Raw genomic sequence first — 23499 nt, 5'->3', positions numbered from 1 at the left:
GATGGATTTTTCCCGATTCTTCATTGACCGGCCGATCTTCGCGGTCGTGCTGTCGATCGTCATCTTTGCGCTCGGCCTGATCTCGATCCCGATGCTGCCGGCCGGCGAATATCCGGAAGTCGTGCCGCCGAGCGTCGTGGTGCGTGCGACGTACCCGGGCGCGAACCCGAAGGAAATCGCCGAATCGGTCGCCGAGCCGCTGGAGGAAGCGATCAACGGCGTCGAAGGGATCATGTACATGAAGTCGGTCGCGGGCTCGGATGGCAGCCTGCAGGTCGTCGTCACCTTCCTGCAGGGCGTCGATCCCGACACGGCCGCCGTGCGCGTGCAGAACCGCGTGAGCCAGGCGCTGTCGCGCCTGCCCGACGAGGTGCGCCAGTACGGCGTGACCACGCAGAAGCAGTCGCCGACGCCGCTGATGTACGTGAGCCTCTATTCGCCAGACAACAGCCGCGATTCGCTGTACCTGCGCAACTACCTGACGTTGAACGTGAAGGACGAGCTGTCGCGCCTGACCGGCATCGGCGATGTCGGCGTATACGGCTCCGGCGACTACGCGATGCGGCTCTGGCTCGACCCGAACCGGCTGGCATCGCGCGGGCTGACCGCGAGCGACGTGATCGCCGCGGTGCGCGAGCAGAACGTGCAGGTATCGGCTGGCCAGCTGGGTGCGGAGCCGACGCCGAAGAAGAACGACTTCCTGCTGTCGATCAATGTGCGCGGCCGGCTGCGCACGGTGCAGGAATTCGGCGACATCGTGCTGCGCAACGGCGACGACGGCCAGGTCGTGAAGCTATCCGACGTCGCGCGCGTCGAGCTCGGCGCGGGCGACTACACGCTGCGCTCGTATTTCAACGACCGGCATTCGGCCGTGGTCGGCATCTTCTTGTCGCCGGGCGCGAACGCGCTCGAGGTCGCGAAGGCCGTGTATGCGAAGTTCGACGAGTTGTCGAAGCGTTTCCCGCCGGGCATCGCGTATCGCCCGGTGTGGGATCCGACCGTGTTCGTGCGCGAATCGATCGGCGCGGTGCAGCACACGCTGATCGAGGCCGTCGTGCTGGTCGTGCTCGTCGTGGTCCTGTTCCTGCAGACGTGGCGCGCGTCGATCATCCCGCTCGTCGCGGTGCCGGTATCGGTGGTCGGCACGTTCGCGTGGCTCTATCTGCTCGGCTATTCGATCAACACGCTGACGCTGTTCGGGCTCGTGCTCGCGATCGGGATCGTCGTCGACGATGCGATCGTGGTGGTCGAGAACGTCGAGCGCAACATCGCACAGGGGCTGAGCCCGCGCGACGCCGCGCATCAGGCGATGCGCGAGGTGTCGGGGCCGATCGTCGCGATCGCGCTCGTACTGTGCGCGGTGTTCGTGCCGATGGCGTTCATGTCGGGCGTGACCGGCCAGTTCTACAGGCAGTTCGCGGTGACGATCGCGATCTCGACGGTGATCTCCGCGATCAATTCGCTGACGCTGTCGCCCGCACTCGCCGCGAAGCTGCTGCGCCCGCACGGCACGCCGAAGGATGCGCTCGCGCGTGGGCTCGACCGCGCGTTCGGCTGGCTGTTCCATCCGTTCAACCGCTTCTTCGAGCGCAGCTCCGACCGCTATCACGGCGTCGTCGGTCGCGCGCTGAAGCGGCGCGGCGTGGTGTTCGCCGTCTATGCGGTGTTGCTCGCGGCGACCGCGCTGCTGTTCAACGCGGTGCCGGGCGGTTTCATCCCCGTGCAGGACAAGCTGTACCTGTTCGCGGGCGCGAAGTTGCCGGAAGGCGCATCGCTCGCGCGCACCAGCGAGGTGACCGAGCAGATGACGAAGGTTGCGCTCGGCACCGACGGTGTCGAGATAGTGCCGGCGTTCGCCGGGCTGAACGCGTTGCAGGGCGTGAACACGCCGAACATCACGAACTCGTACGTGATCCTGAAGCCGTTCGACCAGCGCCACCGCAGCGCCGCGGAAATCAACGCGGATCTGAACGCGCGCTTCTCGGCCATCGGTGGCGGCATTACCTATGCGCTGATGCCGCCGCCGATCCAGGGCCTCGGCAACGGCTCGGGCTATTCGCTGTACCTGGAGGATCGCGGCGGGCTGGGCTACGGCGCCTTGCAGAACGCGCTCACCGCGTTCCAGGCCGCGGTCGCGAAGACGCCGGGGATGAGCTACCCGGTCAGCTCGTACCAGGCGAACATCCCGCAACTCGAGATGAAGGTCGACCGGTTGAAGGCGAAGGCGCAGGGCGTCTCGCTGACCGACCTGTTCAGCACGCTGCAGGTCTATCTCGGCTCGATGTACGTGAACGACTTCAACCTGTTTGGCCGCGTGTACCGCGTGATGGCGCAAGCGGATGCCGGTCACCGGCAGACGGCCGCCGACATCGCGAATCTGCGCACCCGCAACGCGAAGGGCGAGATGGTGCCGATCGGCTCGATGGTGACGGTCGTGCCCGCGTACGGGCCGGACCCGGTCGTCCGCTACAACGGCTATCCGGCTGCGGACCTGATCGGCGACGCGGACCCGAAGGCGATGTCGTCGTCGCAGGCGATCGCGAAGCTGCAGCAGATCGCGAAGGACGTGCTGCCGCCGGGCATCACGCTCGAATGGACCGACCTCAGCTATCAGCAGGTCACGCAGAGCAACGCGGCGATCGTCGTGTTCCCGCTCGCGGTGATGCTCGTGTTCCTGGTGCTCGCGTCGCTGTACGAGAGCTGGACGCTGCCGCTCGCGGTGATCCTGATCGTGCCGGTATGCATGTGCGCGGCGCTGTTCGGCGTATGGCTTTCCGGCGGCGACAACAACGTGTTCGTGCAGGTCGGTCTCGTCGTGCTGATGGGCCTCGCGTGCAAGAACGCGATCCTGATCGTCGAGTTCGCCCGCGAGCTTGAAATCCAGGGCAAGGGCGTGATCGAAGCCGCGCTCGAGGCGTGCAGGCTGCGGTTGCGGCCGATCGTGATGACGTCGGTCGCGTTCATCGCGGGCGCGGTGCCGCTGTTGATCGGCAGCGGCGCGGGCAGCGAGGTGCGAGCGGCCACCGGCGTCACCGTGTTCGCGGGGATGCTTGGCGTCACGTTGTTCGGGCTGTTCCTCACGCCCGTGTTCTATGTGGCGATCCGCAAGCTCGCGGGCGGCACGCCGGCCGTGTGGAGCGAACAGCACGGCACCCTCGAAGGAGAAAACCGATGAGCGCCGCGTTCCGTCTTTCCGCGCTCGTGATGTCGCTGACGCTCGCCGCGTGCGCGGTCGGCCCCGATTTCAAACGGCCAGACACGGCGGCTGCCGCGCGCTTCGCACGCGACGCGCATCCGGCCACGCAGGACGCGACGTCGCCGGACGCGTCGGCGGCTGCCGATGCCACGTTCTGGGACGGCTTCGGCGATCCGGCGCTGACGCAGCTGATCGACTCGGCGCTCGCGGCGAACCACGACCTGCAGGTCGCCGTCTCGCGCTACGACGCGTCGAACGCGTTGCTGTCGCATGCCACGTTCGATCGCTATCCGACGATTACCGCGAGCGGCCAGATCGGCCACCAGCTAATGAGCAAGGACCAGGCGTTCGGCGCACCGCGCAGCCAGCGCGATACGCCGATATCCAATGTCGGGATCAACGCGGCGTGGGAACTGGACCTGTTCGGACGCGTGCGCAGGTCGATCGAGTCGCAGCGCGCGGAAACGGCCGCGAGCGCGGCCGACGTACGCGCGGTGCGTGTCGTGATCGCGGGCGAGGTCGCGAGCACGTACGTGGATCTGCGCGGCTCGCAGGAGCGGCTGCGGATCGCACGCGAGAACGCCGACAACCAGAAGCAGACGCTCGCGCTGATCAATGCGCGCGTCGGCGCGGGGCGCGGTTCCGAGCTCGATGCGGCGCGTGCGCGCGCACAGTACGAATCGACGATGTCGCGGATCGCCGTGTATGAATCGGCGATCGGCGTCGACGAGCACCGGCTCGCGGTGCTGACCGGACAGACGCCGGATGCGCTGATCGGCCGGTTCGACATCCCGAACGACGACGCATCGAAAGGCACGCCGGTGCCGCTGCCGGCGCTTGCCGCCGACATCGATCCCGGCACGCCGGGCGACCTGCTGCGCAGGCGCCCCGATGTGGCGGCTGCCGAGGCACGGCTGCACGCGGCGACCGCGCGGGTCGGCGTCGCGACGGCCGACCTGTTTCCGCGCTTTACGCTGTCGGGGCTGCTCGGCAGCGCGACGAGCAGCTACGGGTTCTTCCGTGCGGGCAGCGACACGAACCTGATCGCGCTCGGCGTCGACTGGTCGTTCCTCGACGTCGGCCGCGTGCGCGCGCGGATCGCGGCGAGCGACGCGGAGGCGGCCGGCCAGCTCGCGCAGTACCGGCAGACTGTGCTCGGCGCACTGGAGGAAACCGAGAACGCGCTGCTGCGCGTTGCCCGCACGCGTGACGAGACCGCGCACCTCGTGCGGGCGGCGGACGACAGCGCACGTGCGGCGCAACTTGCGCAGGCGCGCTTCTCGGCGGGCGCGATCGACTATTACGAAGTGCTCGACGCGCAGCGGACGCTGCTGCAGGCGCAGGACGCGGCGGCCGACGGGCGGATGCGCAGCGCGGCGTCGACGGTCGTGCTGTACAAGGCGCTCGCGGGAGGCTGGCCGGCGGGAACGGCGCAGGCCGCACCGGGGCCGGTCGCGCGATCGGTGCAGTAGCACGCCGGGCCGCGAGGCAGGCTGGCGCGGGTCGGCCGCCCGCCGTTCAACAGGGGGCGGAGCGCCGACCTGGTGTCCGCTGACGGCAGCCCCGCGCCTCGCCGTCGCACCTGCCTTGCATCGCCCGCACCGCATGCGCGGCGCGGCAAACGGACGATTTCCCGCCGCGAAACATTGTTCTCCTTCGTCGTAAACGTCTCGAATGCGTGATATTTGCGCCGCCCGATCCGGTTTAGAGTGGCCGCAAATTGATGACGATGTGTCGTATGGCCGAAGTCGCAGGCCGTACCGATGCACCAGAGGAGTTGGAGACAAATGGCTGAAGGCAGGATTACGCAAGTTGAATCGTTCGGTTTCGAGCGCATTCCCGACGCATCGCGCTATGCACGTCCGATCGATCTGTTCCGGTTGCTGTTCGGCGGCTGCAATACGTTTTCCACGTCGGTGCTCGGCAGCTTCCCCGTGCTGGTCGGGCTGTCGTTCAAGGCGGGCGTCGCCGCGATCGTGCTTGGTGTACTCGCCGGCACCTGCATCCTCGCGCCGATGAGCCTGTTCGGCCCGCGCAACGGCACGAGCGACCCCGTGTCGTCCGGCGCGCATTTCGGCATCCACGGCCGGATCGTCGGTTCGTTCCTCGCTCTGCTCACGTCGATCGCGTTCTTCTCGCTCGCGGTGTGGAGCTCGGGCGACGCGCTCGTCGGCGGCGCGCACAACATGGTCGGCGTGCCCGTCAACGGCTTCACGCTCGGCGCGGCCTACATGGTGTTCGCGGTGCTCGTGCTGATCGTCTGCATCTACGGCTTTCGCTTCATGCTGTGGGTCAACAAGATCGCCGTGTGGGCGGCGAGCCTGTTGTTCGTCGCCGGCCTGTTCGCGTTCGCGGGGATGTTCGACATGAACTACGCGGGCAAGCTGAGCCAGGGTAGTGCAGGTTTCTGGGCCGCGTTCGTCGGCGCGGTGCTGGTCGCGTTGAGCAACCCTGTGTCGTTCGCGTCGACGCTCGGCGACTGGGCGCGCTACATCCCGCAACAGACGCCGAAGCGGCGCGTGATGGGCGCCGTGTTCGCTGCGCAGATCGCGACCTTCGTGCCGTTCTTCTTCGGCCTGGCGACCGCGACGATCATCGCGTCGAAGGCGCCCGCGTTCATTGCATCGAACGACTACGTCGGCGGGCTGCTCGCCGTGTCGCCGCGCTGGTTCCTGCTGCCGATGTGCCTGATCGCGATCATTGGCGGGATGTCGACCGGCACAACCGCGCTGTACGGCACGGGCCTCGACGTGTCGAGCATGTTTCCGCGCTTCCTGAACCGTGTGCGTGCGACGCTGCTGATCGGCACGATCGCAATCGCATTCATTTTCGTCGGCCGTTTCTGGTTCAACCTCGTCGAAAGCGTCGCGACGTTCTCGACGCTGATCGACACGTTCAGCTGCCCGTGGATGGCGATCATGGTGATCGGCTACGTGACGCGTCGCGGCTTCTATCTCGCCGACGACCTGCAGGTGTTCAACCGCGGGCTGCGCGGCGGCCACTACTGGTTCACGCACGGGTGGAACCTGCGCGCGATGGGCGCGTGGCTGCCGGCGGCGTTCATCGGGCTGTCGTTCGTGAACCTGCCGGGCCAGTTCGTCGGGCCGCTCGGCAACCTGGCTGGCGAGTTCGATCTAAGCGTGCCGGTGTCGCTGCTGGTCGGCGGATTGCTGTATTTCGTGTTGCTGACGCTGCATCCGGAAGCGGAAGGTGTATACGGCCCGAACGGACGCTTCCTCGTGCGCGGCCGCAGGCAGGCGGCGCGCGGCGTCGGCACGCCGGCGATCCAGCCGAAGGGGTATTGAGCGCCGCACCGCTTGCTGCTTCGTTAAGGAAGCCATCGTGCCGCCGCGCGGGAAAGCCGCCGGCGGCATGATCGTTTTCGGATCCGTGATTGCCGGTGCGGATGAGCGGCCTGACCTGTCCGTCGACCCCGCAGCGGATCAGTGGAACGTGCTGCCTGCGAGCATCCCGCCGTCGACGATGAATTCCGCGCCCGTGCAATACGCGGATTCGTCGGACGCGAGAAACAGCACGAGACTCGCCACTTCGTCGGGTTTGCCGATGCGCGCGATCGGCAGCCCGCTGTAGATCGACGATGGGTCGAAATCGGCGTATTCCGGCGGGCGTGCCATCACCGTGTCGATGCCGCCCGGATGGACCGAGTTCACGCGGATTCCATAGCGGCCGAACTCGAGCGCGGCGGCCTTCGTCATCCCGCGCACCGCGAACTTGCTCGCCACATACGCGCTGCCGCCGGCCACGCCTTCCATACCGGCCGTCGACGACACGTTGACGATCGAGCCGCCGCCCGCGTCCTTCAGCGCGGCCAGTGCCGATTTCATGCCGAGCCAGCAGCCGACCTGGTTCACGTCGATCACCTTGCGATAGTCGTCGAGCGAACAGGACTCGATCGGCACGAGCTTCAGGATCGCCGCGTTGTTCACGAGGATGTCCAGCCGGCCGAAGTGCGCGAGCGTCGCATGAACGGCGGTGTGCCAGTCGTCTTCGTCCGTCACGTCGAGATGCTGGTAGCGCGCGGCGTTGCCGAGTTCGGCCGCGACGCGTTGTCCGGTGTCGTCCAGAACGTCGGCGATCACCACGCGTGCGCCTTCGGCGACGAATCGGCGTGCCTCCGCCTCGCCCTGGCCGCGGGCACCGCCCGTGATCAGCGCCACCTTGCCTTCGAGTCGTTTCATCGTGTTTTCTCCTGTGAGTGAAAGGGGACGCACGAGCCCGCTCATGCGGCGGCCGACGCGTCGATGATGCGGACCGGATCGGCGCCATCCCGTGCGCGTGCTTCGGCGATGCCGCGCGCGATCGATCAATTCGACGCGCACGCCGGGATCGTCGGCGTCGTCGAGGAGGGAGACGCGCGTGTCCGGGTTGCGCGCTTCGAACACGACGCGCAGATCAAGCGCCGTGAGCTGCGCAACCGCGGCATCGAGATCGTCGACCGCTCATGCGACGTGATGCAGGCCCGCGAGCGGTTGCCCGTGCATGTCGCGGTACGGCGACGGCGCGTCGTTCGTCACGTGGATCAGTTCGATCTGCAGGTTGCCGGGATACGAGAGACCGACATCGATCGTGACCGTCGCCGCTTCACCGAGGTAGCAGCCGTCGAGACGCACGTCGCGGGACACGGTCGACGGGACCGCATCGTAGCGGGCGCCAGTGCGCGATGCTGCGGTCGAGATCGGCAACCACATGGCCGATCTGGTCGACGGCGCCGAGGACGGGGGCGTTCATGGTGTCTCCATGGCGGGGGCGCGAGCGTGCGCGGCGCCGTTCGATGCGACATGCGACGAATGACGGCCATGATGACAACAAACCTGGCGCTTCGTGCCATCCAAACGGACGAGCCGCGGGGGCGCGGCGCGATGGGGGAGAGGCGAGTGGGCGCCTCCGCGCGTTATCGCGCGTTCGGGCCCTCGACCGTCACGTATCCGTTGTTTGCGTGGCGGGCAGCCGCGCTGTCGTGGACGGTTGCGCGCAGGTTGGCCCGATCCTGTCGGACGTTGTCCCGCGGTCCGCTGTCGCGCAGGGTCGCACGGCCCGACACTGGCGCATCGTGGTCACGGCAGCCGGTTCACGACTGCAACCTGCCTTGACCGCGTGCGGCGGCGCGGCTGTGCCGGGCCGCCGTTCCGTTCGGTGTGCCAACCTTGAGTAGAGAGCGACCCATGCAACATCCGACCATCCGTACCCTGGCCGGCGCGAGCGCGCCGAGGTCGATCGACGCCGCCCGCACCGCGCTGCTGGTGATCGATTTCCAGAACGAGTATTTCAGCGGCCGCCTGCCGATTCCGGAAGGACCGCGCGCGCTGGGCAATGCGCGACGCGTGATCGCGTTCGCCGATCGCGCCGGCATCCCGGTATTTCACATCCAGCACGTCGGCGCTGCCGGCGGCCCGCTCTTCGCCGACGGCAGCGACGGCTTCCGCTTTCATGCGGACCTGCTGCCGGCGCCGCATCACGCGGTCGTGAAGAAGACGTCGGTGAGCGTGTTCCCGACGACGGACCTCGACGCGCGCCTGAAGGCGGCCGGCATCGACACGCTGATCGTCACCGGGCTGATGACGCATGCGTGCGTCGCCGGCGCGGCCCGCGATGCCGTGCCGCTCGGCTACGCGGTGATCGTCGTCGACGACGCGTGCGCGACGCGCGACCTCGATGTCGCGGACGGCGGCACGGTGCCGCACCGCGATCTCAATCGCGCCACGCTGGCCGCGCTGTCGGACACGTTCGGCGACGTGTTGACGACCGGACAGGTGCTCGCGCTCGACGTCGCCTGATGCGCGTGCGGCCGGGCTCGAGCCGTGTGCGGCGGCGCGCAGGCGGACGACGGCCCTGACGCGGTCAGGCGGCGCGAGGCGGCATGGCGGCGAAGCCCTGGCGATCGAGATGAGGCGGCCTGCCGGGGCCCGGAAGCGGGCCGGCAGGCCTATACCTGGGCAGTGCGGGTTGGACCGAGGCGGGGCGCAGCCAACCGGCGGTGGCGGCGACGGCGGCGGTCAGTCCGATGGCGCGCAACAGCGAACGCCGATTCATGGCGAGTCCTCTATCTAATATGTAATCGGGGCGCCTTACGTTAGTCTGCTGGTCCTGCGACCGGGTTACGCGGGTCATCAAGGCTGTTACCGCATGTCACGACGGCTTGCGGGCAGCCGGGGCGCCGGCCGCCGGTCCCACGCTTCAGACGCTGACGGCCCAATAGGGTCGGCCACGGCCACACGGGCATGTGTTTACAGTTCGGTCGCAGCGTTTTAGGCGAGCAGGCCCAATATTTGAGACTGATCTGGGTAAAAATTACCGTTTTTGCGTGGCTCCATCGATTCCGTTTGTTGTTTCTATGCAACCGTCAAGACGATGACACGAAAGAATGGTGGGATGAAAGCCTCCAAAAAGCATCCGTCAATCAGTCAAAAAAAGACGTTAAAACAAATACTTATAACGCTCCCCCACTTTCATTATTTCTAGTTCTGGAAAAGCTTATTTCTTTATTTGCGGATCGCGCCCCTAGGGTACACCCCTAAACTCACGATTCCCAAACGGGCAACTATCCGGGCGCGGCCAGAAGGACCGATGGCGTTCCCGGGCGGTTGCAGACCGTTTATGAACAAGGTCGCGAGACCTGCCTCTTTTTAGAAGGGAGCTCCACGAATGAACAAGACTCTGATCGTTGCAGCAGCTGCAGCATCGTTCGCTACCGTCGCTCACGCGCAAAGCAGCGTCACGCTGTACGGCGTGCTGGACGCAGGCATCACCTACACGAGCAACGTCCAGCCGGCTCTCGGCCAAGCTGGCAAGTCGCGTTGGGCGATGGGTTCGGGCATTGACCAGAGCCGTTTCGGCCTGCGTGGCTCGGAAGACCTGGGTGGCGGCCTGAAGGCAATCTTCACGTTGGAAAGCGGCTTCGGCATCGGTAACGGCAAGCTGGGCAACAACGGCGGCATGTTCAACCGTCAAGCATTTGTCGGTCTGTCGAGCCAGTACGGCACGGTCACGCTGGGTAAGCAGTATGACGCAACGCAAGACTACCTGGCGCCGCTGACGGCAACGGGCTCGTGGGGCGGCACGTACTTCGCGCACCCGCTGAACCTCGACCGTCTGAGCACGACCGGTGACGTCGCAGCGAACAACACCATCAAGTTCACGAGCGCGAACTACGCTGGCCTGCAATTCGGCGGCACGTACTCGTTCTCGAACAACACGAACTTTGGTAACAACCGTGCGTACAGCGCAGGCGTTGCATACCAATTCCAAGGCCTGAAGCTGGCGGGTGCATACTCGCAAGCGAACCTGGGTGACGGTACGAACGCAAACGGCGCGACGTCGTCGGCAATCGGTGGCATCGCTAGCCAAGGCCGCGTCCGCACGTACGGTGCTGCTGCCGGTTACGCATTCGGCCCGGCACAAGTCGGCGCTGCATGGACGCAAGCACGTCTCGACAACAACGCAGTTGGTCTGGGCACGCTGCGCACGGACAACTACGAAGTCAACGCGAAGTACAACCTGACGCCGGCTCTCGGCCTGGGCGCTGCTTACACGTACACGAACGCGAAGATCAACAACGGCAGCACGCACTGGAACCAGTTCGGCCTGCAAGCTGACTACTCGCTGTCGAAGCGCACGGACGTCTACGCACAAGCTGTGTACCAGCGTGCAGCGAAGAACGGCATCGGCGCGTCGATCTACAACGGCGACAGCTTCAGCAACAACCTGCCGAGCTCGTCGATCAACCAAACCGCAGCAACGGTTGGTCTGCGTCACCGCTTCTAAGCGTGACAAGCGGGGTAACCCGCTTCGCAGTATCGAAAAGGCGCCTTCGGGCGCCTTTTTTTCGCCTGTCGAATACGACGACGCGGGTTGCGACGACGGTGCGTCTCGTCCGGACGCAAAAAAACGAGGCTCAGAGCCTCGCTTTTTGTTTGATATGGCCGGAGGTACGCTGCCGGCCTGCAGCGGCGTCAGCGCGTGTATTCGCCGTTGGCTTCCGGCTGGAACACGATCGCCGCGACCTTCATCAGCTTTTCGACGCCGCTCGGCTGCAACACCTTCACCAACTGACCGCGTTGCGTGCCCAGCAGCGCCATGCCGACCGGCGAGAACACGTTCAGGCGTCCGAGTTCGAGATTGGCGGCATCCGGATAAACAATCGTCCAGGTGGCCTGTTCCTGGGACGCTTCGTCGAGCAGCGTGATCTGCGAGTTCATCGTGACGACGTTCGCCTTGATGGCGTCGGGCTGTACGATATCCGCGCGCTCGAGCAGCGTGTCGAGCATCGTCTGGAAGCGCGGGTTGTGTTCGGCGTGCTTCTCGAGACGGGCGACGTCGAGTTCGGTCAACTGGTAAAGGCGTTGTTTCATGGCAGTTCTCCAAATGATCGGCATGGGGCAGGCATGGCGTGCCTATGGGGATCGCCCGGAGCCTGTCTGACCTGGCTCCGGGAGGAGGCCGTGCTGTCAGATCAGGCGCCGGGCAGGGGCGAGCGGTGCCTGGGCCGTGCGTCGAAGGCAGGGGGGCGCCGGATGGCCGGCGCGCGCACGCACGCCGGCCGGGCCGGACAGCGAAACCGAGAGAGGCGTGGGCGCGTGCATGGTGAATAGGGGATCGACGGGCGAATAAAACCTTACGATTCTACAACACAACCTTCCGGATCGGTGATTAGGCTGTCGGCCTTTCGTCAGGCATTGTTGTGGAAATGATTTAAGTAATGACGATCTCGCGCGGTGACACCGGTCGATTTTTTCCGAAAATGCAACGCTGTATGTTCAAACCAAGGGTTTCCCCTTGGTATTGCGAGCACTACACTTGATCCATCGCTTCAGACAGTCCCGCCGGAAGCGACGCCAAAAGAGAACATATTTCGGAGGTCCACCATGAAGTCGATCATCTACGCAGCGATCGCTGCATCCGTCCTTGCCGCCCCGATCGCATCGTTCGCGCAGTCCGAGCAGGGCTTGACCCGCGACCAGGTCCGGGCCGAACTCGTGCAACTCGAACAGAACGGCTACAAGCCGCTCGCGAGCGATGCGCAATATCCGCAGAACATCCAGGCCGCTGAACAACGCATCCAGCCGAACCAGCCGATGCTCGCCCAAGCCGACACGAGCGGCTATGGTGCGGTGGCGACGGGCGCAGGCCAGTCGGGCCGCCGCATGACGCGTGAAGCCCCGAATCCCGTGAACTCCGTCTACTTCGGCAACTGAACATCCCCGGGTCTGCCCGAGCACAGCATGTGACCGACGGGACGCGCGCTACTCGCGCGCGTCTGCGTCAGCAGAGCAGAACCTCCGTCGCCGCATTCCGGCGGCTTTTCCGCCCAGACGCTCGCGCGTTTGGGCCTTTTTTGCTGGGATGGGTCAGACGGACGTGACCGCCGGGGTGCCGTGGATATAGTGTTCGAGCTGGCTGATCGTGAATTGCTGATCGGCAATCACACTCTTCACGAGGTCGCCGATCGAGATCAGGCCGATGAGCTTGCCGTCCTGGAGGACGGGCAGGTGGCGCATCCGGTGTTCGGTCATCAGCGCCATGCACTCGTCGGTGGATTGCGAAGGTTCGACGTAGCGCACCTTGGCCGTCATGATTTCCTCGACGCGGGTGGCCTTCGACGAACGGTCCTGCAGCACGACCTTGCGCGCGTAGTCGCGCTCGGTGACGATGCCCGCGATGTCGTCGCCCTCCATGACCAGCAATGCGCCGATTCCCTTTTCCGCCATCAGCTTGACGGCGTCATAGACGAAATCGGCTTTCGTGACGGTGTAGATCGTGCGGCCGGAATCCGGCTTGGCTTTGAGAATTTGCGCGACAGTCGTGCTCATTTGCTTTCTCCGTGTGCGGGACGATGCAGGGAAGGCAGGGCGTGATGCGCGGCACCCGATGGGCCCAGTATAGCCGGGCCTGCTACGGCAGTCGCGTGACGTTTCCAGATTAGCGGTAAACTCCGGGCACGCACTATCCACACAACTCCTACATTCCTGATCGTTTCGATTGAATTCATGATGTCTTCGCGTCCCCAATCGCCCACGCAGGGCAATGGCCGGGCCGACGAGTGCGTGACACTCGTCGCCACCGCGTCGCTGCCCACGCGCTACGGTACGTTCACGTCGTACGCATTCCGCGTATCGGGCAGCGATGCCGAACATCTCGCGCTCGTGATGGGTGACGTCACCGGCGAGCAGTCCGTGCTGACGCGGCTGCATTCCGAATGCCTGACCGGCGACGTGTTCGGCTCCTACCGCTGCGATTGCGGCGAGCAACTCGATCTCGCGCTGCGTTACATCGCGGCGGAAGACCGCGGCGTGCTGCTGTATCTGCGTGGCCACGAAGGGCGCGGTATCGGCCTGAGCAACAAGATCCGTGCATACGCGTTGCAGGAGCAGGGGCGCGACACCGTCGAGGCGAATCTCGATCTCGGCTTGCCCGACGACGCCCGCGAATACGACTCGGCCGCAGCGATCCTCCGGATCCTCGGTGTGACGTCGGTGCGACTGATGAGCAACAACCCGAAGAAGTTCGACACGCTCGTGAAGCACGGCATTCCCGTCTGCGAACGCGTGGCGCTTGCGGTGCCCGTACGCGAGGAAAACGAGCGTTACATCCGGACCAAGCAGGCGAAGTTCGGGCATTACTTCGAAGAAAACGAGTAACGAAAACAAGGGGCTCTTCGGAGCCCCTTGTCTCATCTGGATTTCGTGCCTTGCAGCCTTTTCGGTAGCCGTCTGCTTCGTCGAGCGTCTGTCCGGATGTATCCCAATACTGCTGTCCGGGGCCGGCCAGGTGTGCGGACCATGGGCGGATAGCGGATATGATGTGTCCCCGATAAATTATCGCGGGCAAGAAAAAGCCCGCTACTGGAGCGGGCTGAATCCATGTTTGGAGACATGGAGGAGACGGATATAACTTTAAGGGAAAACCCGAGGGCTGGCAAGCCCTAGTTGTAATTGTGCAACGCAACCTTGGTGAGTTTTCCTGGCTGTGTCCGCGAAGCCGTTGCCGCTCTCACATTCCGGCCGCCCATGCATGCGCCGCAAACGCGCCGAACCGCTCCTGCGCAACCGGCACCGCGTACTTGTCGCGCATTTCCATCTCGATCCACGCACAGGCCTCGCGCGCGCAGTCGGTCAGCGCGTGCCGCGTCGCGTGTCCGTCGATGTCGTAGACGAAGCGCACGCCCACCTCGTCGTCGGTGACTTGCCGCTGCAACTGCTTGAGCTGCAATTGCGGCCCGTGCCGTTGCGACAGCGCGCGCAGCTCGTCGAAGTGATATTCGAGCCAGTCGGCGAAGAACAGCGCATCGCTGCGGCAGCGCAGACGGAACGCCGCACTGCGCGACGGACGCCGCGTGGCGCCGGCGGCCTGCGGCTCGCCGTTCGGCGCCATGGCTGCGTCGACGGGCGCAAGCGGCTGCCCGATCTGCCGGTACGGTTCGCGGTCGCGCAGCGCGTGCCACAGTAGTTCGTCGCCGGTGGCCCCGGACGGCTGCATCGTCAGGTCGTGCTGGCCGTCGCCGATAGCGGCGACGTCGCGGATCACGAGGCGCAGCGAGCAGAGCGGCTCGTCCGCAACCAGTAGCGTCGCCGCGCGCGGCAACCCGCACACGAGCGGTGCCGCGCCGGCCGCCCGGAACACGAGCCCGTTGCGATCGAGCCGGACGAGCGGCAGCGGCCGCGGAAACGACGGGTAGGTGACTGTGATGCGGGCGCCGCCGGTACCCGTCAACCCGGGCATCATCGCGCGAAAGACCTGAGACTGGTCCACGGTGGTTCTCCTTCGTTACGGTTCCGCCCGGCCGGACTACGCGCGTTCCGGCTCAGGCGGCGATGGCCTGCCGGGCAGCCCGTCCCGGCTCAATTCCAAGTGCGGCAAACGTTTGCGGATCGATGTCGATCCAGCACGCGACAACCAGACGACCGTCCACCGGTTTCGGGGGGCCTGCCCGGTGCGCGTGCACGCCGATCCGGCGGAACAGCCTCTCCATGCTCGCGAACGTCACGCCGATCAGCTGCCGCGCGCCCAGTTGCGCCGCGCATTCGACGACTGCGGCGAGCATCGGGCGGACGGCCCACTCGGCATTGCCCGGAGCGCCTTCGTCGCCGGTTGCCGCGAACCGCGACAGCTCCCAGACGGCTGCCGATTCCGGCAGCGCGACGTCGTCGGCGATCAGGTCGGCGAACAGCGACTTCAGCAGATACGGGCGCGTGGTGGGCAACAGGCGCGCACATCCACACACGTCGCCGTCGGCGTTTCTCGCGAACACGTAGACGGTATCGTCGCGATCGAACTGGTCGCGCTCGAAACTTTCGTTCGCCGACGGGAGCGCCCAACCGAGCTGTTCGACGAACACGCGGCGCCGATAGCGCCCGAGATCCGCTGCAAGTTCGTGTGGCAACCGCCCTTCCTCGTGAACGAAGGTCCGCATGGTGTCCTCGGATCTGTACTTTGGTATGCACGCATTACAGCGCGCGTCCCGAGGGGGCGGTAACTAGTAACTCTTACAGGGTGAGGGTGGCCGATACCATTTGACCGATGGTATCGGTTTCCTGATCGGCGGGATTGAAATGCGGGCGGCTTTTGCTTATAAAGAGCGCCAGTCGTACGGAAATGTCAGAGGAAAGCGCGGCCGGTTGTCACTGGAGCGTGGGACCGGCATGATAGGCGTCGTTGCGACCGAGCAGCGACGATGCGACCGCGGCCGGCCAGTCGACGTGTGCGAGCCGCGCGGCGAGCACGGCGGCGGTGCGGAACATGCCGAGATCGGCGCCGGTGGCGTCGACGGCCATGATGTTGCTGCGCACGTCGCCGCCCGCGATCACGAACGTGCCCGTCGCGCGCTCGAGATACCAGTCCCAGCCGACCGTCAGGTATGCGACGCCGGCACTGGCCGGGCGATGCCATTCGGTGTAGCCGGCCAGGCGCGCGTCGATGGCGCTGTCGCGTAGTTCCGCGAGCAGCGATGCATCGAGGCCGCTCGCGACGTGGTCGAGCACGAGCGCGGCCAGTGCGCTTTCGGACAGGCGCACGTAGCCGTCCGGAGACGGGCCACGGACCGGATGCAACAAAGGTGAAGTCATGCGCGGAATGTATCAGCCCCGAACCGGCGCTGGCACCTGACAGGTATGACAGCGTAACGTTGTCGGAGAATGAATGGAACTGCGCTGGCAGGATGCCTACCAACAATTCAGCGCCGCGGAAGACGAGCAGCAGCTCTTCCAGCGGATCGCCGCTTATTCTAAACGCCTCGGCTTCGAATATTGCTGTTACGGCATTCGCGTGCCGCTGCCGGTGTCGAAGCCGGCCGTCGCGATCTTCAATACTTATCCGGACGGCTGGATGGCGCACTATCAGGCCCAGAACTACATCGAGATCGACTCGACGGTTCGCGACGGCGCGCTCAGTACCAACATGATCGTCTGGCCGGACGTCGACCGGATCGATCCGTGCCCGTTGTGGCAGGACGCGCGCGACTACGGGCTGTCGGTGGGCGTCGCGCAGTCGAGCTGGGCGGCGCGCGGCGCGTTCGGGCTGTTGAGCATCGCGCGTCACGCGGACCGGCTCACGCCGGCCGAGATCAACATGCTGACGCTGCAGACCAATTGGCTCGCGAACCTGTCGCATTCGCTGATGAGCCGCTTCATGGTGCCGAAGCTGTCGCCCGAGTCGAGCGTCACGCTGACCGCGCGCGAGCGCGAGGTGCTGTGCTGGACGGCCGAAGGCAAGACCGCATGCGAGATCGGCCAGATCCTTTGCATCTCGGAGCGCACGGTCAACTTCCACGTGAACAACATCCTCGAGAAGCTCGGCGCGACCAACAAGGTCCAGGCGGTCGTCAAGGCGATCGCGGCCGGACTCATCGATACACCCTGATCCGGCGCTGGCGGCGGGGCGATCGTGCCGCGCCGGCCGCCGCCGCCGCCGCTCACTCCATCATCGGCTCCGCTTCCTTCGCGGTCCAGCTCACGCTGGAAATGCTCTTCTCCATGCTCATTCGGCTCGCGATCTGCTCGAGCTTCTGCTGATCCTTCGGGTGCAGCTTCAGCGTCGCCGTCACTTTCAGGCGGTCCGGCTGGTCGGGCACGTCTTCGCTCGTCAGGCTCTGGAACGACAGCGGTTTCGCGTACATCGAATTCGACAGCAGCGTGCGGATGTGCACTTCGTCGGCGTCCAGGCAGATCACCGTGATCTGGTATTCGCGCACGAGGTCGGCGTTCGACACGGGGGTTGCGTTGATCGCCTGGCTGACGCCGCGCAGCACCGTGTTGGTGAGCAGCACGACGCCCGTGCCGGCCAGTGCCGGCACGAAGTGCCCGGAGCCGGCCAGTACGCCGACGGCGGCCGAGCACCACAGCGTCGCGGCCGTGTTGATACCCTGGATCGAGCCCTTGTCGCGCATGATCACGCCGCCGCCGAGAAAGCCGACGCCCGACACGACGTACGCGGCGATCTGTGTGACGCCGGCTACGCCGTTTCCGGTCAGCACGCCGAGCGTGACGAACAGGCAGGCGCCGCTCGCGACGAGCGTGATCGTGCGCAGGCCGGCCGTGCGTTGCCGCATCTGGCGTTCGAGGCCGATCGCGACGCCGCAGGCGAACGCAGTGAAAAGACGGAGTGCGAAATCGAAAGTCATGTTTGTTCTGCCGTGCCAAGTGCGCATGCCGGCCCGCGTCGCGGCGGCGCGAGGCCGAACGCGGCACGATGGCCGTCATCGCGCGGTACTGTACCGCGCGAATGCGTCATTCAGTGTGAAACGGATGGCATGCGGGCTCGCGGAACGCGAGCCGCGGCAGGAGAACTGCGTCGGACAGGCGTTCAGGCGGCAAGCGGCGCACGCAACGGAGTGCTGCAACTGTCCACGATGGTTCCTGAAGGAAGAATGGGCGGCATTCTAGTGGGCCGTCCGCGCAGGCGTCAACCCGTCTGGTGGCCGGCCGCGAACGGCCGGTGCGTCACGGCGACGGCTACTGCGACGCGCCGATCGTCCCTGTCGCGAGCGCGAGCGCGGCGGCGGCGGCCGACAGCGCGCCGGCGTAGCTGTCGACTTCCGCGTTGCGGGCCGCGAGCAGCTGGCTTTGCGCGATCGTCGCATCGGTGACCGAGCCGACACCGTTGCGGTACGCGGTCAGCGCCGCGTCGTAGCTCGTCTGCGCGGCATCGACGAGCGCCGTGGCCGCGTCGTGCGACGCGAGGCTCGTCTGCACCGCGTTCTGCGCGGCGACGACCTGGCGCACGGCTTCCTCCTTGGTCCGCGTGAGGCGCGCGGACGCGCTTTGCGCGTCGTTGCGCGCCTGCATCAGCACCGCCGAGCGCAGGCCGCCGTCGTACAGCGGAATCGTCACGCCGAGGAACACGCCGCCGCCGTAGCGGCTGCCGTTCAGGTTGACGGTCGGCGCCTGGTCGCCGATCGCGGGCAGTGCGGTGATGGCCGTGCCGCCGCTTGCGTACGACGTCGAAGCGGACAGGAAGACTTTCGGCATGAACGCGGCTTCCGCGGCCTTGATCTTTGCGCGATTGGCCTGTTCGAGCGCAAACGCGCCCTGCAGGTCGGGGCGGCGCGCGATCGCGTCCGACACGATCGCGTCGACCGACGAACCGAGCGCGGGCGGCAGCGGCCGTTTCGGCAGCGCGGCGATCGTCGGCTTCGACAGCGGCGAGATGCCGAGCGCGGAGACGAGGGCGAGGTAGCTGTCGCTTTCCGTGCCGCTCGCCTGCACGAGCGCGAGGTTCGCCTGCGCACGGTTCTGCGTCGCCTGCGCAAGCTCGACGACCGTCCCGACGCCATGCTTGAGCCGCGCGCGGGACGCCGCGAGGATCGCGTCCGCGTTCGCGAGGCCCTGCTGCGCGCTGACCGCGCGCGAGCGGGCGGCTTCGTACCGGTAATACGCGACGGTCACGTCGTGGATCACCTGCTGGTGCACGGCCGTGAACGCGACGTTCGACGCGATCGACGCCTGCTCGGCCGCTTCGACGCGCGCCGCGCGGCCGCCGAAATCGAACAGCAGCCATTGCAGCGACAGCGCCGAGATCGTGCCGTGCACGGTCGTGTTGCTCGACGCGTCGCCGAGGAGCGTCGACGTCGAGCCGCGGCTCGTCTGGTACGCGCCCATCGCGGTCGCCGAAAGGTTCGGCAGGTACGCGGCCTTCGCGATGCCGACCGCGAGCGCCGCGTTGCGCGCGTCGTTCCATGCGATGCGCGTCAGCGGGTTCGCCGATTCGGCGAGATCGATCAGCTCGGGCAGCGTGTACGCATGGGCGGCATCGAGTGTGGCAGGCGGCGATACCGATGCGAGCGCGGGCGTGGCCGGCAGCGTGTAGTCGTGCGCGCCTTGCGCGGTCGTGAGCGGCGGCGCGGGCACGATGTCGCCCGCGGCCGATGTGTGCGGCTGCCACGGGCGGTCGGACGCCTCCGGCGCCAGATCGATCGACGACGTCGCGCAGCCGGCCAGCGCGACGGCGGTCGCGAGGGCGGCGGCGGCGATCGAGGCGGCCGGCGGTTCAGGTAGGCGCATGGGGAACAGGCTCCTTCGGTGTGGCTTGACGGGCGTCGTCGGCAATGTGCGCGAGCCGCGTGTCGATCAGGTTCAGCAGCGCGTCGCGTGCGGGGTCGATGGGGGCAGCGGGGGCGGCGCCCGGCGGTGGGGCCGGCGGCGCGGGGGAGGCCGCATGAGGCGCGGCTTCGCCGTCACGCAGGTCGACCACGCGTGCGAGCCGATCGCCGATCGCCGCGTCGCCCGGAGCGCGTTCGGCGAGCAGGAACAGCGGGCCTTCGAGCGCGCCGAGTTCCGCGAGTGCGCGCCGTCGCGCGGCGAGCCACGTGGCGGCCGGCCTCACCCACGACGGTTCGTAATGGATCAGGCAGAGCTCCTGCGCGATCGCGCCGTGGCGTGCGAACGCTTCGGCGGCCAGTGCGCGCCGCTCGGCCGGCTGCGCGATCTGCGCGAGGCGCCGCCACTGGTCGAGCAATGCCGCGAGCGCCGTGTCGATCTGCTTGCCGATGCTGACCGGCCAGATGCGCGTGAACACGAGATACACGACCACGTTGCCGAGCAGGATGCCGATCGTGCGATCGCGCGCGAGCGTGAGGTCGAAGCCGGGGCCCGCGCCCTGGATCACGCACAGGAAGAACGCGAAGGCGACCTGGAAGCCCGCGTATGCGATGCGCGGCGATCCGAACGCGACCCACGCGGCGAGCCACGCGCCGGCGAACACGAGCGCCATCAGCTCGCCGATCGACGACAGCGACGGCACGACGAACACGAGTGCGGCCGTCCCGATCAGTGCGCCGACGATGCAGCCGGCGATGCGCAGCGTCAACTTCTCGACCGTTTCGGCCGTCGAGCCGAGCGACACCATGTAGCAGGTGATGAAGCAGGTGTGGATGCCCGACCAGTCGAGCTGGGAGTAAAGCAGGTAGCAGAACATCGCGGCGACCGTCGTTTTCAGCGCATAGCGGACGTGGTCGGGATTGGTGCGCGCATCGGGCAGGAAGAAGCCGCCGCCGGGGGCGGGCGGCGCAGGCGGTGCGGCGGGCTCGGCAGGCGTGTCGGCGGTGGCCGTATCGGCCGATGCGTCCTTCAAGGCCGGTTCCGCGAAATGCGTGATCGCCGTGTGCAGATCCGTTGCGACGACGCGCGCGAGCGGCGGCAGCGTATCGGCTGTCGGCAGCGCGAGCGTCACGTCGACCGGATAGCCGCCGCGTTCGAGGATGGCGGCCATGTCGTCGAGCGTCGTTGCAATCGGCTCGACAAACGCGTCGGGCAGCCTTGCGTCGGGTTCGCGGTCGGCGAGCGCGACCGCGACGAGCAGCGCGGTGCTCGATGCGATGGCCTGCCGCAGCGCGACGACGTCGACGGCCGCCGACGAGCCTTCGAGCTTCGACAGCTTGAGCCACGTGAGCAACTGCTTGTCGCCTTCGCGCAGGCTCGCGTCGAACGCGGCGCGCGCGTTGTCGCCGTCATCGCCTCGCAGCCGCCGGGCGGCGAGCCGCAGCCGTTTCGCGAGCTGAGCCTGCGCGAGCTTGCGCGGCGACGGTGCGATCAGCAGGTTGACGACGATCGCGACGCCGACCGGGATCGCGACCATCAGCCACGCATAGAGCAGCGCGCGCGTCGCGGCTTCGCCGAACGGCGCCAGGCCGAGCTGGTCGAGCCCGAAGCCGACGATCATCGCGAGGATCGCGCCGACCGGGCGCAGCTTGCTTGCCGACGTCAGGTAGAGCAGGCCGACCGACAGCACGGCCATGGACGCAACGCGGAGGATCGAATAGTCGATGCTGAAGATCGCGACGCCCATCACGAGCGCGATGACGACCGTGACGAGCAGCAGCATCGCGACCGCGAGCACGACGCTCGTCACGCGGTCCGCGCGGTTCAGGAAGAACACGATGTATGCGGAGATCGCAGCCTCCGGCGTGCCGTACCCGCTCGTCACGAGCACGACGAGCGCGCAGATCAGCGCGACGCGCACGGCCATCGCCGTGCGCCCGGGAAACGGCGCGAGCAGTCGCAGGACTTCGCGCGGGCCCGGCGTGCGGACCTCAGCGGCAGGCTGAGCCATGCCGTACCTCGACGATCGCACTGGCGCCGACGCGCACGAGCTTGCCGTCGGGTTCGTCGAGCTTCACGCGCACGGGGAAGCGTTGCGCGACGTGCACCCAGTTCACCGAGTTCTGCACGATCGGCAGCGAGCGCGGCAGGTTGATGCGAGCACTGTCCGCGATGCCCGCGCCGATGCCGACGACCTTGCCCGTCATCGGGCGGCTGCGGTCGATCATCGAATAGACGGTCGCGCAGTCGCCGAGCTCGATGCGGTTCAGCGACGTCTCGCGGAAATTGCCGACGGCGAACCATTCGCTTGCGTCGATCAGCGTGAAGATCGACTGGTTCGGTGCGAGGGTTTCGCCGGCGAGCACGCTCAGGCCCGTCACGAGCCCGTCGTGCGGGGCGCGCACGACCGTGTCGTCGAGCGCGTGCTGCGCGCGGGCCAGCGCGGCCTCGCGCGCATGCAGCGTCGCGATCGCGTCGGCGTCGTCGCCGATCGTCTGCGCGGACGCGCGCTGCTGCTCCTGCGCCTGCGCGAGCGACACGGCCGCGTCGCGCTGGCGGACCTTCGCCTGATCGAACTGCTGCGCGCTGACGTAGCCCTGCGCGGCCAGCGGTGCGAGCCGGTTCACGTCGCGCGTTGCGAGGTCGGCGTTCTGCGTCGCGCGCTTGACCTGCTCGGCGGCGACCGCCGCGTTCGAGCGCTCACCGATCAGCGACCGGCGGCGCGTGTCGAGCGATGCGCGTGCGAGCTCGAGATCGGCCTGCGCCTGCGCAACCGTCAGCCGGTACGGCACCGGATCGATTTCATACAGCAGGTCGCCTTTGGCGACGCGCTGGTTTTCATGCACCGCGAGCCGCACGATGCGCCCGCCGACAGGCGATGCGACATGCACGACGTCCGCGTCGATCGACGCGTCGTCGGTGGACGGGTAGGCCGTCGTGCGGTGGTACGCGTATGCGAGCGCCGCGATGCCGAGCGCGACGATCGCGAGCGCGATCGCGCGGCCTTTGATGGACGGGCGGGCAGTTCCGGCGGCCTTCATGCGAACGGCCCCGTGCCGGTGAGCCAGACGATCACGGCGACCACGAGCCCGATCGCGGTGCAGACGGCAAGCTGGTAAGGGACCGTGGCGGCCCAGCCGGTCGCGACGAATATGCGGTGCGCGACGATCGCACCGACGATGCCGATGATCGCGCTGACGAGCCAGAGCGGGAAATACGCGCCGAACAGCACGTACGACGGTGCGCCGCGCGATGCGCAGCCCGCGAGCGGCAGGGCGGGCGCCAGGGCGGTGGCGACGCGCAAGGGCGCGCGCGGCGTTGTTTTTCTCATGGTGTGGCGAGCTCGACGATGGGGGTGGATGCCGGGCGCGGCGCAATGCGGTTCGCCGCCGCGACGACGATTCCGCGATACGGAGCCGATAATAAAGCAGCACGATGCGGATCGCCAGCCGTCCGTCCCGCATGTGCGGCACGCCCCGTGGCCGGCCGTGAAAGGCCCGGCGGCCATATCGGGCCGTCCGGAATCGCGTTTCGGAAGCGGCGTGCGGATCGTCGCGATTCTGCCAGCGTGCGCTCGTGTAGGGTTGCTAACGGACTGTAAAGGATCGTCAGATTAAAGAGGGCGCGCTGCATTTCTCGTGCCGACGCGGCGGAATCGGCGTGGAAACGGCGCGATCATCGCCCGAAGCCACGCGAACCTCCACCCGTGGTCGCGACCGGTCGTCGTAGCCGGGATCTGTGTACCATCGTACGTAT

Annotated in this window: 20 protein-coding genes and 1 pseudogene; 8 read left to right on the top strand and 13 right to left on the bottom strand. The window is 66.9% G+C overall.

Translation table 11 applies throughout. From position 1 onward, the window contains the following. Position 1 precedes the first annotated feature (1 nt). The 3 genes from BTE28158_RS02840 to BTE28158_RS02830 all read left to right on the top strand — a co-directional run bounded on the left by BTE28158_RS02840 (position 2) and on the right by BTE28158_RS02830 (position 6501). Entirely contained in the window at positions 2-3175 is a 3174-nt protein-coding gene (locus BTE28158_RS02840; RefSeq protein WP_151048504.1) for an efflux RND transporter permease subunit, read from the top strand. Continuing rightward, a complete protein-coding gene (locus BTE28158_RS02835; RefSeq protein WP_151048505.1) occupies positions 3172-4668 on the top strand; it encodes an efflux transporter outer membrane subunit in 1497 nt (498 codons plus the stop codon). The genes BTE28158_RS02840 and BTE28158_RS02835 overlap by 4 nt, the downstream gene beginning before the upstream one ends. Positions 4669-4983: 315 nt before the next feature. Further along, positions 4984-6501, top strand: coding sequence for a purine-cytosine permease family protein (locus BTE28158_RS02830; RefSeq protein ID WP_239007351.1), 1518 nt, complete (start codon positions 4984-4986; stop codon positions 6499-6501). 138 nt (positions 6502-6639) lie between these two features. Here the strand turns inward: BTE28158_RS02830 and BTE28158_RS02825 are convergent, their stop codons facing one another. Together BTE28158_RS02825 and BTE28158_RS32365 are read right to left on the bottom strand one after the other, a co-directional pair. After that, positions 6640-7395, bottom strand: a complete 756-nt coding sequence (locus BTE28158_RS02825; protein ID WP_151048507.1) for a glucose 1-dehydrogenase — start codon at positions 7393-7395, stop codon at positions 6640-6642. A 261-nt stretch (positions 7396-7656) separates the two neighbouring features. Beyond that, positions 7657-7905: a VOC family protein gene (locus BTE28158_RS32365; protein ID WP_239007352.1), complete on the bottom strand. Its 249-nt coding sequence runs from the start codon at positions 7903-7905 to the stop codon at positions 7657-7659. Positions 7906-8379: 474 nt separating this feature from the next. On the opposite strand from BTE28158_RS32365, the gene BTE28158_RS02815 reads away from it, so the two are divergent. After that, positions 8380-8991, top strand: a complete 612-nt coding sequence (locus BTE28158_RS02815; RefSeq protein ID WP_151048508.1) for a cysteine hydrolase family protein — start codon at positions 8380-8382, stop codon at positions 8989-8991. Positions 8992-9064: 73 nt separating this feature from the next. On the opposite strand, the pseudogene BTE28158_RS32360 reads toward BTE28158_RS02815, so the two are convergent. Further along, a pseudogene (locus BTE28158_RS32360) lies at positions 9065-9247 on the bottom strand (twin-arginine translocation signal domain-containing protein); the annotation flags it as partial. A gap of 612 nt (positions 9248-9859) precedes the next feature. Here BTE28158_RS32360 and BTE28158_RS02810 point away from each other — a divergent pair. Next, the gene (locus tag BTE28158_RS02810; RefSeq protein ID WP_012366341.1) at positions 9860-10978 is read left to right on the top strand and encodes a porin; all 1119 of its coding nucleotides are present in this window, start codon (positions 9860-9862) and stop codon (positions 10976-10978) included. A 188-nt stretch (positions 10979-11166) separates the two neighbouring features. Here BTE28158_RS02810 and BTE28158_RS02805 read toward each other — a convergent pair whose 3' ends face one another. Continuing rightward, positions 11167-11565: a GreA/GreB family elongation factor gene (locus BTE28158_RS02805; RefSeq protein ID WP_059608488.1), complete on the bottom strand. Its 399-nt coding sequence runs from the start codon at positions 11563-11565 to the stop codon at positions 11167-11169. Positions 11566-12078: 513 nt separating this feature from the next. Here BTE28158_RS02805 and BTE28158_RS02800 point away from each other — a divergent pair. Continuing rightward, positions 12079-12408 (top strand): DUF4148 domain-containing protein, encoded by a 330-nt coding sequence (locus BTE28158_RS02800; protein WP_059468447.1) that lies wholly within the window; start codon positions 12079-12081, stop codon positions 12406-12408. A gap of 153 nt (positions 12409-12561) precedes the next feature. Here BTE28158_RS02800 and BTE28158_RS02795 read toward each other — a convergent pair whose 3' ends face one another. Further along, positions 12562-13023 (bottom strand): CBS domain-containing protein, encoded by a 462-nt coding sequence (locus tag BTE28158_RS02795; protein WP_124628951.1) that lies wholly within the window; start codon positions 13021-13023, stop codon positions 12562-12564. 177 nt (positions 13024-13200) lie between these two features. On the opposite strand from BTE28158_RS02795, the gene ribA reads away from it, so the two are divergent. Continuing rightward, the gene (gene ribA, locus BTE28158_RS02790) at positions 13201-13851 is read left to right on the top strand and encodes a GTP cyclohydrolase II (RefSeq protein WP_151048510.1); all 651 of its coding nucleotides are present in this window, start codon (positions 13201-13203) and stop codon (positions 13849-13851) included. Positions 13852-14203: 352 nt separating this feature from the next. Here ribA and BTE28158_RS02785 read toward each other — a convergent pair whose 3' ends face one another. From BTE28158_RS02785 to BTE28158_RS02775, 3 genes are all read right to left on the bottom strand, one after another. Further along, entirely contained in the window at positions 14204-14962 is a 759-nt protein-coding gene (locus BTE28158_RS02785) for a hypothetical protein (protein ID WP_174919662.1), read from the bottom strand. A gap of 52 nt (positions 14963-15014) precedes the next feature. Further along, positions 15015-15623, bottom strand: coding sequence for an acyl-homoserine-lactone synthase (locus tag BTE28158_RS02780; protein ID WP_059608485.1), 609 nt, complete (start codon positions 15621-15623; stop codon positions 15015-15017). Between the two features lie 208 nt (positions 15624-15831). Continuing rightward, positions 15832-16275 carry a DUF4902 domain-containing protein gene (locus BTE28158_RS02775; protein ID WP_124628955.1) on the bottom strand — a complete coding sequence of 148 codons (444 nt, stop codon included), beginning with the start codon at positions 16273-16275 and terminating at the stop codon, positions 15832-15834. A 73-nt stretch (positions 16276-16348) separates the two neighbouring features. On the opposite strand from BTE28158_RS02775, the gene BTE28158_RS02770 reads away from it, so the two are divergent. After that, positions 16349-17068, top strand: coding sequence for an autoinducer binding domain-containing protein (locus tag BTE28158_RS02770; RefSeq protein WP_059526503.1), 720 nt, complete (start codon positions 16349-16351; stop codon positions 17066-17068). A gap of 52 nt (positions 17069-17120) precedes the next feature. Here the strand turns inward: BTE28158_RS02770 and BTE28158_RS02765 are convergent, their stop codons facing one another. The 5 genes from BTE28158_RS02765 to BTE28158_RS02745 form a co-directional block, all read right to left on the bottom strand. Further along, positions 17121-17828 (bottom strand): MgtC/SapB family protein, encoded by a 708-nt coding sequence (locus tag BTE28158_RS02765; RefSeq protein WP_059608483.1) that lies wholly within the window; start codon positions 17826-17828, stop codon positions 17121-17123. Between the two features lie 331 nt (positions 17829-18159). Continuing rightward, positions 18160-19707, bottom strand: coding sequence for a TolC family protein (locus BTE28158_RS02760; RefSeq protein ID WP_174919660.1), 1548 nt, complete (start codon positions 19705-19707; stop codon positions 18160-18162). Then, on the bottom strand, positions 19694-21754 hold the full coding sequence (locus BTE28158_RS02755) for an FUSC family protein (protein ID WP_174919658.1): 2061 nt from the start codon (positions 21752-21754) through the stop codon (positions 19694-19696). Before BTE28158_RS02755 ends, BTE28158_RS02760 begins: the two co-directional genes overlap by 14 nt. Then, entirely contained in the window at positions 21735-22784 is a 1050-nt protein-coding gene (mdtN, locus tag BTE28158_RS02750) for a multidrug transporter subunit MdtN (RefSeq protein ID WP_059608479.1), read from the bottom strand. Before mdtN ends, BTE28158_RS02755 begins: the two co-directional genes overlap by 20 nt. Next, positions 22781-23074, bottom strand: coding sequence for a hypothetical protein (locus BTE28158_RS02745; RefSeq protein WP_151048635.1), 294 nt, complete (start codon positions 23072-23074; stop codon positions 22781-22783). The genes mdtN and BTE28158_RS02745 overlap by 4 nt, the downstream gene beginning before the upstream one ends. Positions 23075-23499 lie beyond the last annotated feature (425 nt).

The sequence above is a fragment of the Burkholderia diffusa genome (genome assembly GCF_902499115.1).
Taxonomy (GTDB): domain Bacteria; phylum Pseudomonadota; class Gammaproteobacteria; order Burkholderiales; family Burkholderiaceae; genus Burkholderia; species Burkholderia diffusa.
Note: the sequence above shows the minus strand (reverse complement) of the source record. Positions and strands in the feature narration are given on the sequence as shown.

Excerpts from the sequence above, each read along its gene's own strand:
- BTE28158_RS02840 (WP_151048504.1), top strand. The coding sequence starts at position 2 with ATGGATTTTTCCCGATTCTTCATTGACCGGCCGATCTTCGCGGTCGTG.
- BTE28158_RS02835 (WP_151048505.1), top strand. The coding sequence starts at position 3,172 with ATGAGCGCCGCGTTCCGTCTTTCCGCGCTCGTGATGTCGCTGACGCTC.
- BTE28158_RS02830 (WP_239007351.1), top strand. The coding sequence starts at position 4,984 with ATGGCTGAAGGCAGGATTACGCAAGTTGAATCGTTCGGTTTCGAGCGC.
- BTE28158_RS02825 (WP_151048507.1), bottom strand. The coding sequence starts at position 7,395 with ATGAAACGACTCGAAGGCAAGGTGGCGCTGATCACGGGCGGTGCCCGC.
- BTE28158_RS32365 (WP_239007352.1), bottom strand. The coding sequence starts at position 7,905 with ATGTGGTTGCCGATCTCGACCGCAGCATCGCGCACTGGCGCCCGCTAC.
- BTE28158_RS02815 (WP_151048508.1), top strand. The coding sequence starts at position 8,380 with ATGCAACATCCGACCATCCGTACCCTGGCCGGCGCGAGCGCGCCGAGG.
- BTE28158_RS02810 (WP_012366341.1), top strand. The coding sequence starts at position 9,860 with ATGAACAAGACTCTGATCGTTGCAGCAGCTGCAGCATCGTTCGCTACC.
- BTE28158_RS02805 (WP_059608488.1), bottom strand. The coding sequence starts at position 11,565 with ATGAAACAACGCCTTTACCAGTTGACCGAACTCGACGTCGCCCGTCTC.
- BTE28158_RS02800 (WP_059468447.1), top strand. The coding sequence starts at position 12,079 with ATGAAGTCGATCATCTACGCAGCGATCGCTGCATCCGTCCTTGCCGCC.
- BTE28158_RS02795 (WP_124628951.1), bottom strand. The coding sequence starts at position 13,023 with ATGAGCACGACTGTCGCGCAAATTCTCAAAGCCAAGCCGGATTCCGGC.
- ribA (WP_151048510.1), top strand. The coding sequence starts at position 13,201 with ATGATGTCTTCGCGTCCCCAATCGCCCACGCAGGGCAATGGCCGGGCC.
- BTE28158_RS02780 (WP_059608485.1), bottom strand. The coding sequence starts at position 15,623 with ATGCGGACCTTCGTTCACGAGGAAGGGCGGTTGCCACACGAACTTGCA.
- BTE28158_RS02775 (WP_124628955.1), bottom strand. The coding sequence starts at position 16,275 with ATGACTTCACCTTTGTTGCATCCGGTCCGTGGCCCGTCTCCGGACGGC.
- BTE28158_RS02770 (WP_059526503.1), top strand. The coding sequence starts at position 16,349 with ATGGAACTGCGCTGGCAGGATGCCTACCAACAATTCAGCGCCGCGGAA.
- BTE28158_RS02765 (WP_059608483.1), bottom strand. The coding sequence starts at position 17,828 with ATGACTTTCGATTTCGCACTCCGTCTTTTCACTGCGTTCGCCTGCGGC.
- BTE28158_RS02760 (WP_174919660.1), bottom strand. The coding sequence starts at position 19,707 with ATGCGCCTACCTGAACCGCCGGCCGCCTCGATCGCCGCCGCCGCCCTC.
- BTE28158_RS02755 (WP_174919658.1), bottom strand. The coding sequence starts at position 21,754 with ATGGCTCAGCCTGCCGCTGAGGTCCGCACGCCGGGCCCGCGCGAAGTC.
- mdtN (WP_059608479.1), bottom strand. The coding sequence starts at position 22,784 with ATGAAGGCCGCCGGAACTGCCCGCCCGTCCATCAAAGGCCGCGCGATC.
- BTE28158_RS02745 (WP_151048635.1), bottom strand. The coding sequence starts at position 23,074 with ATGAGAAAAACAACGCCGCGCGCGCCCTTGCGCGTCGCCACCGCCCTG.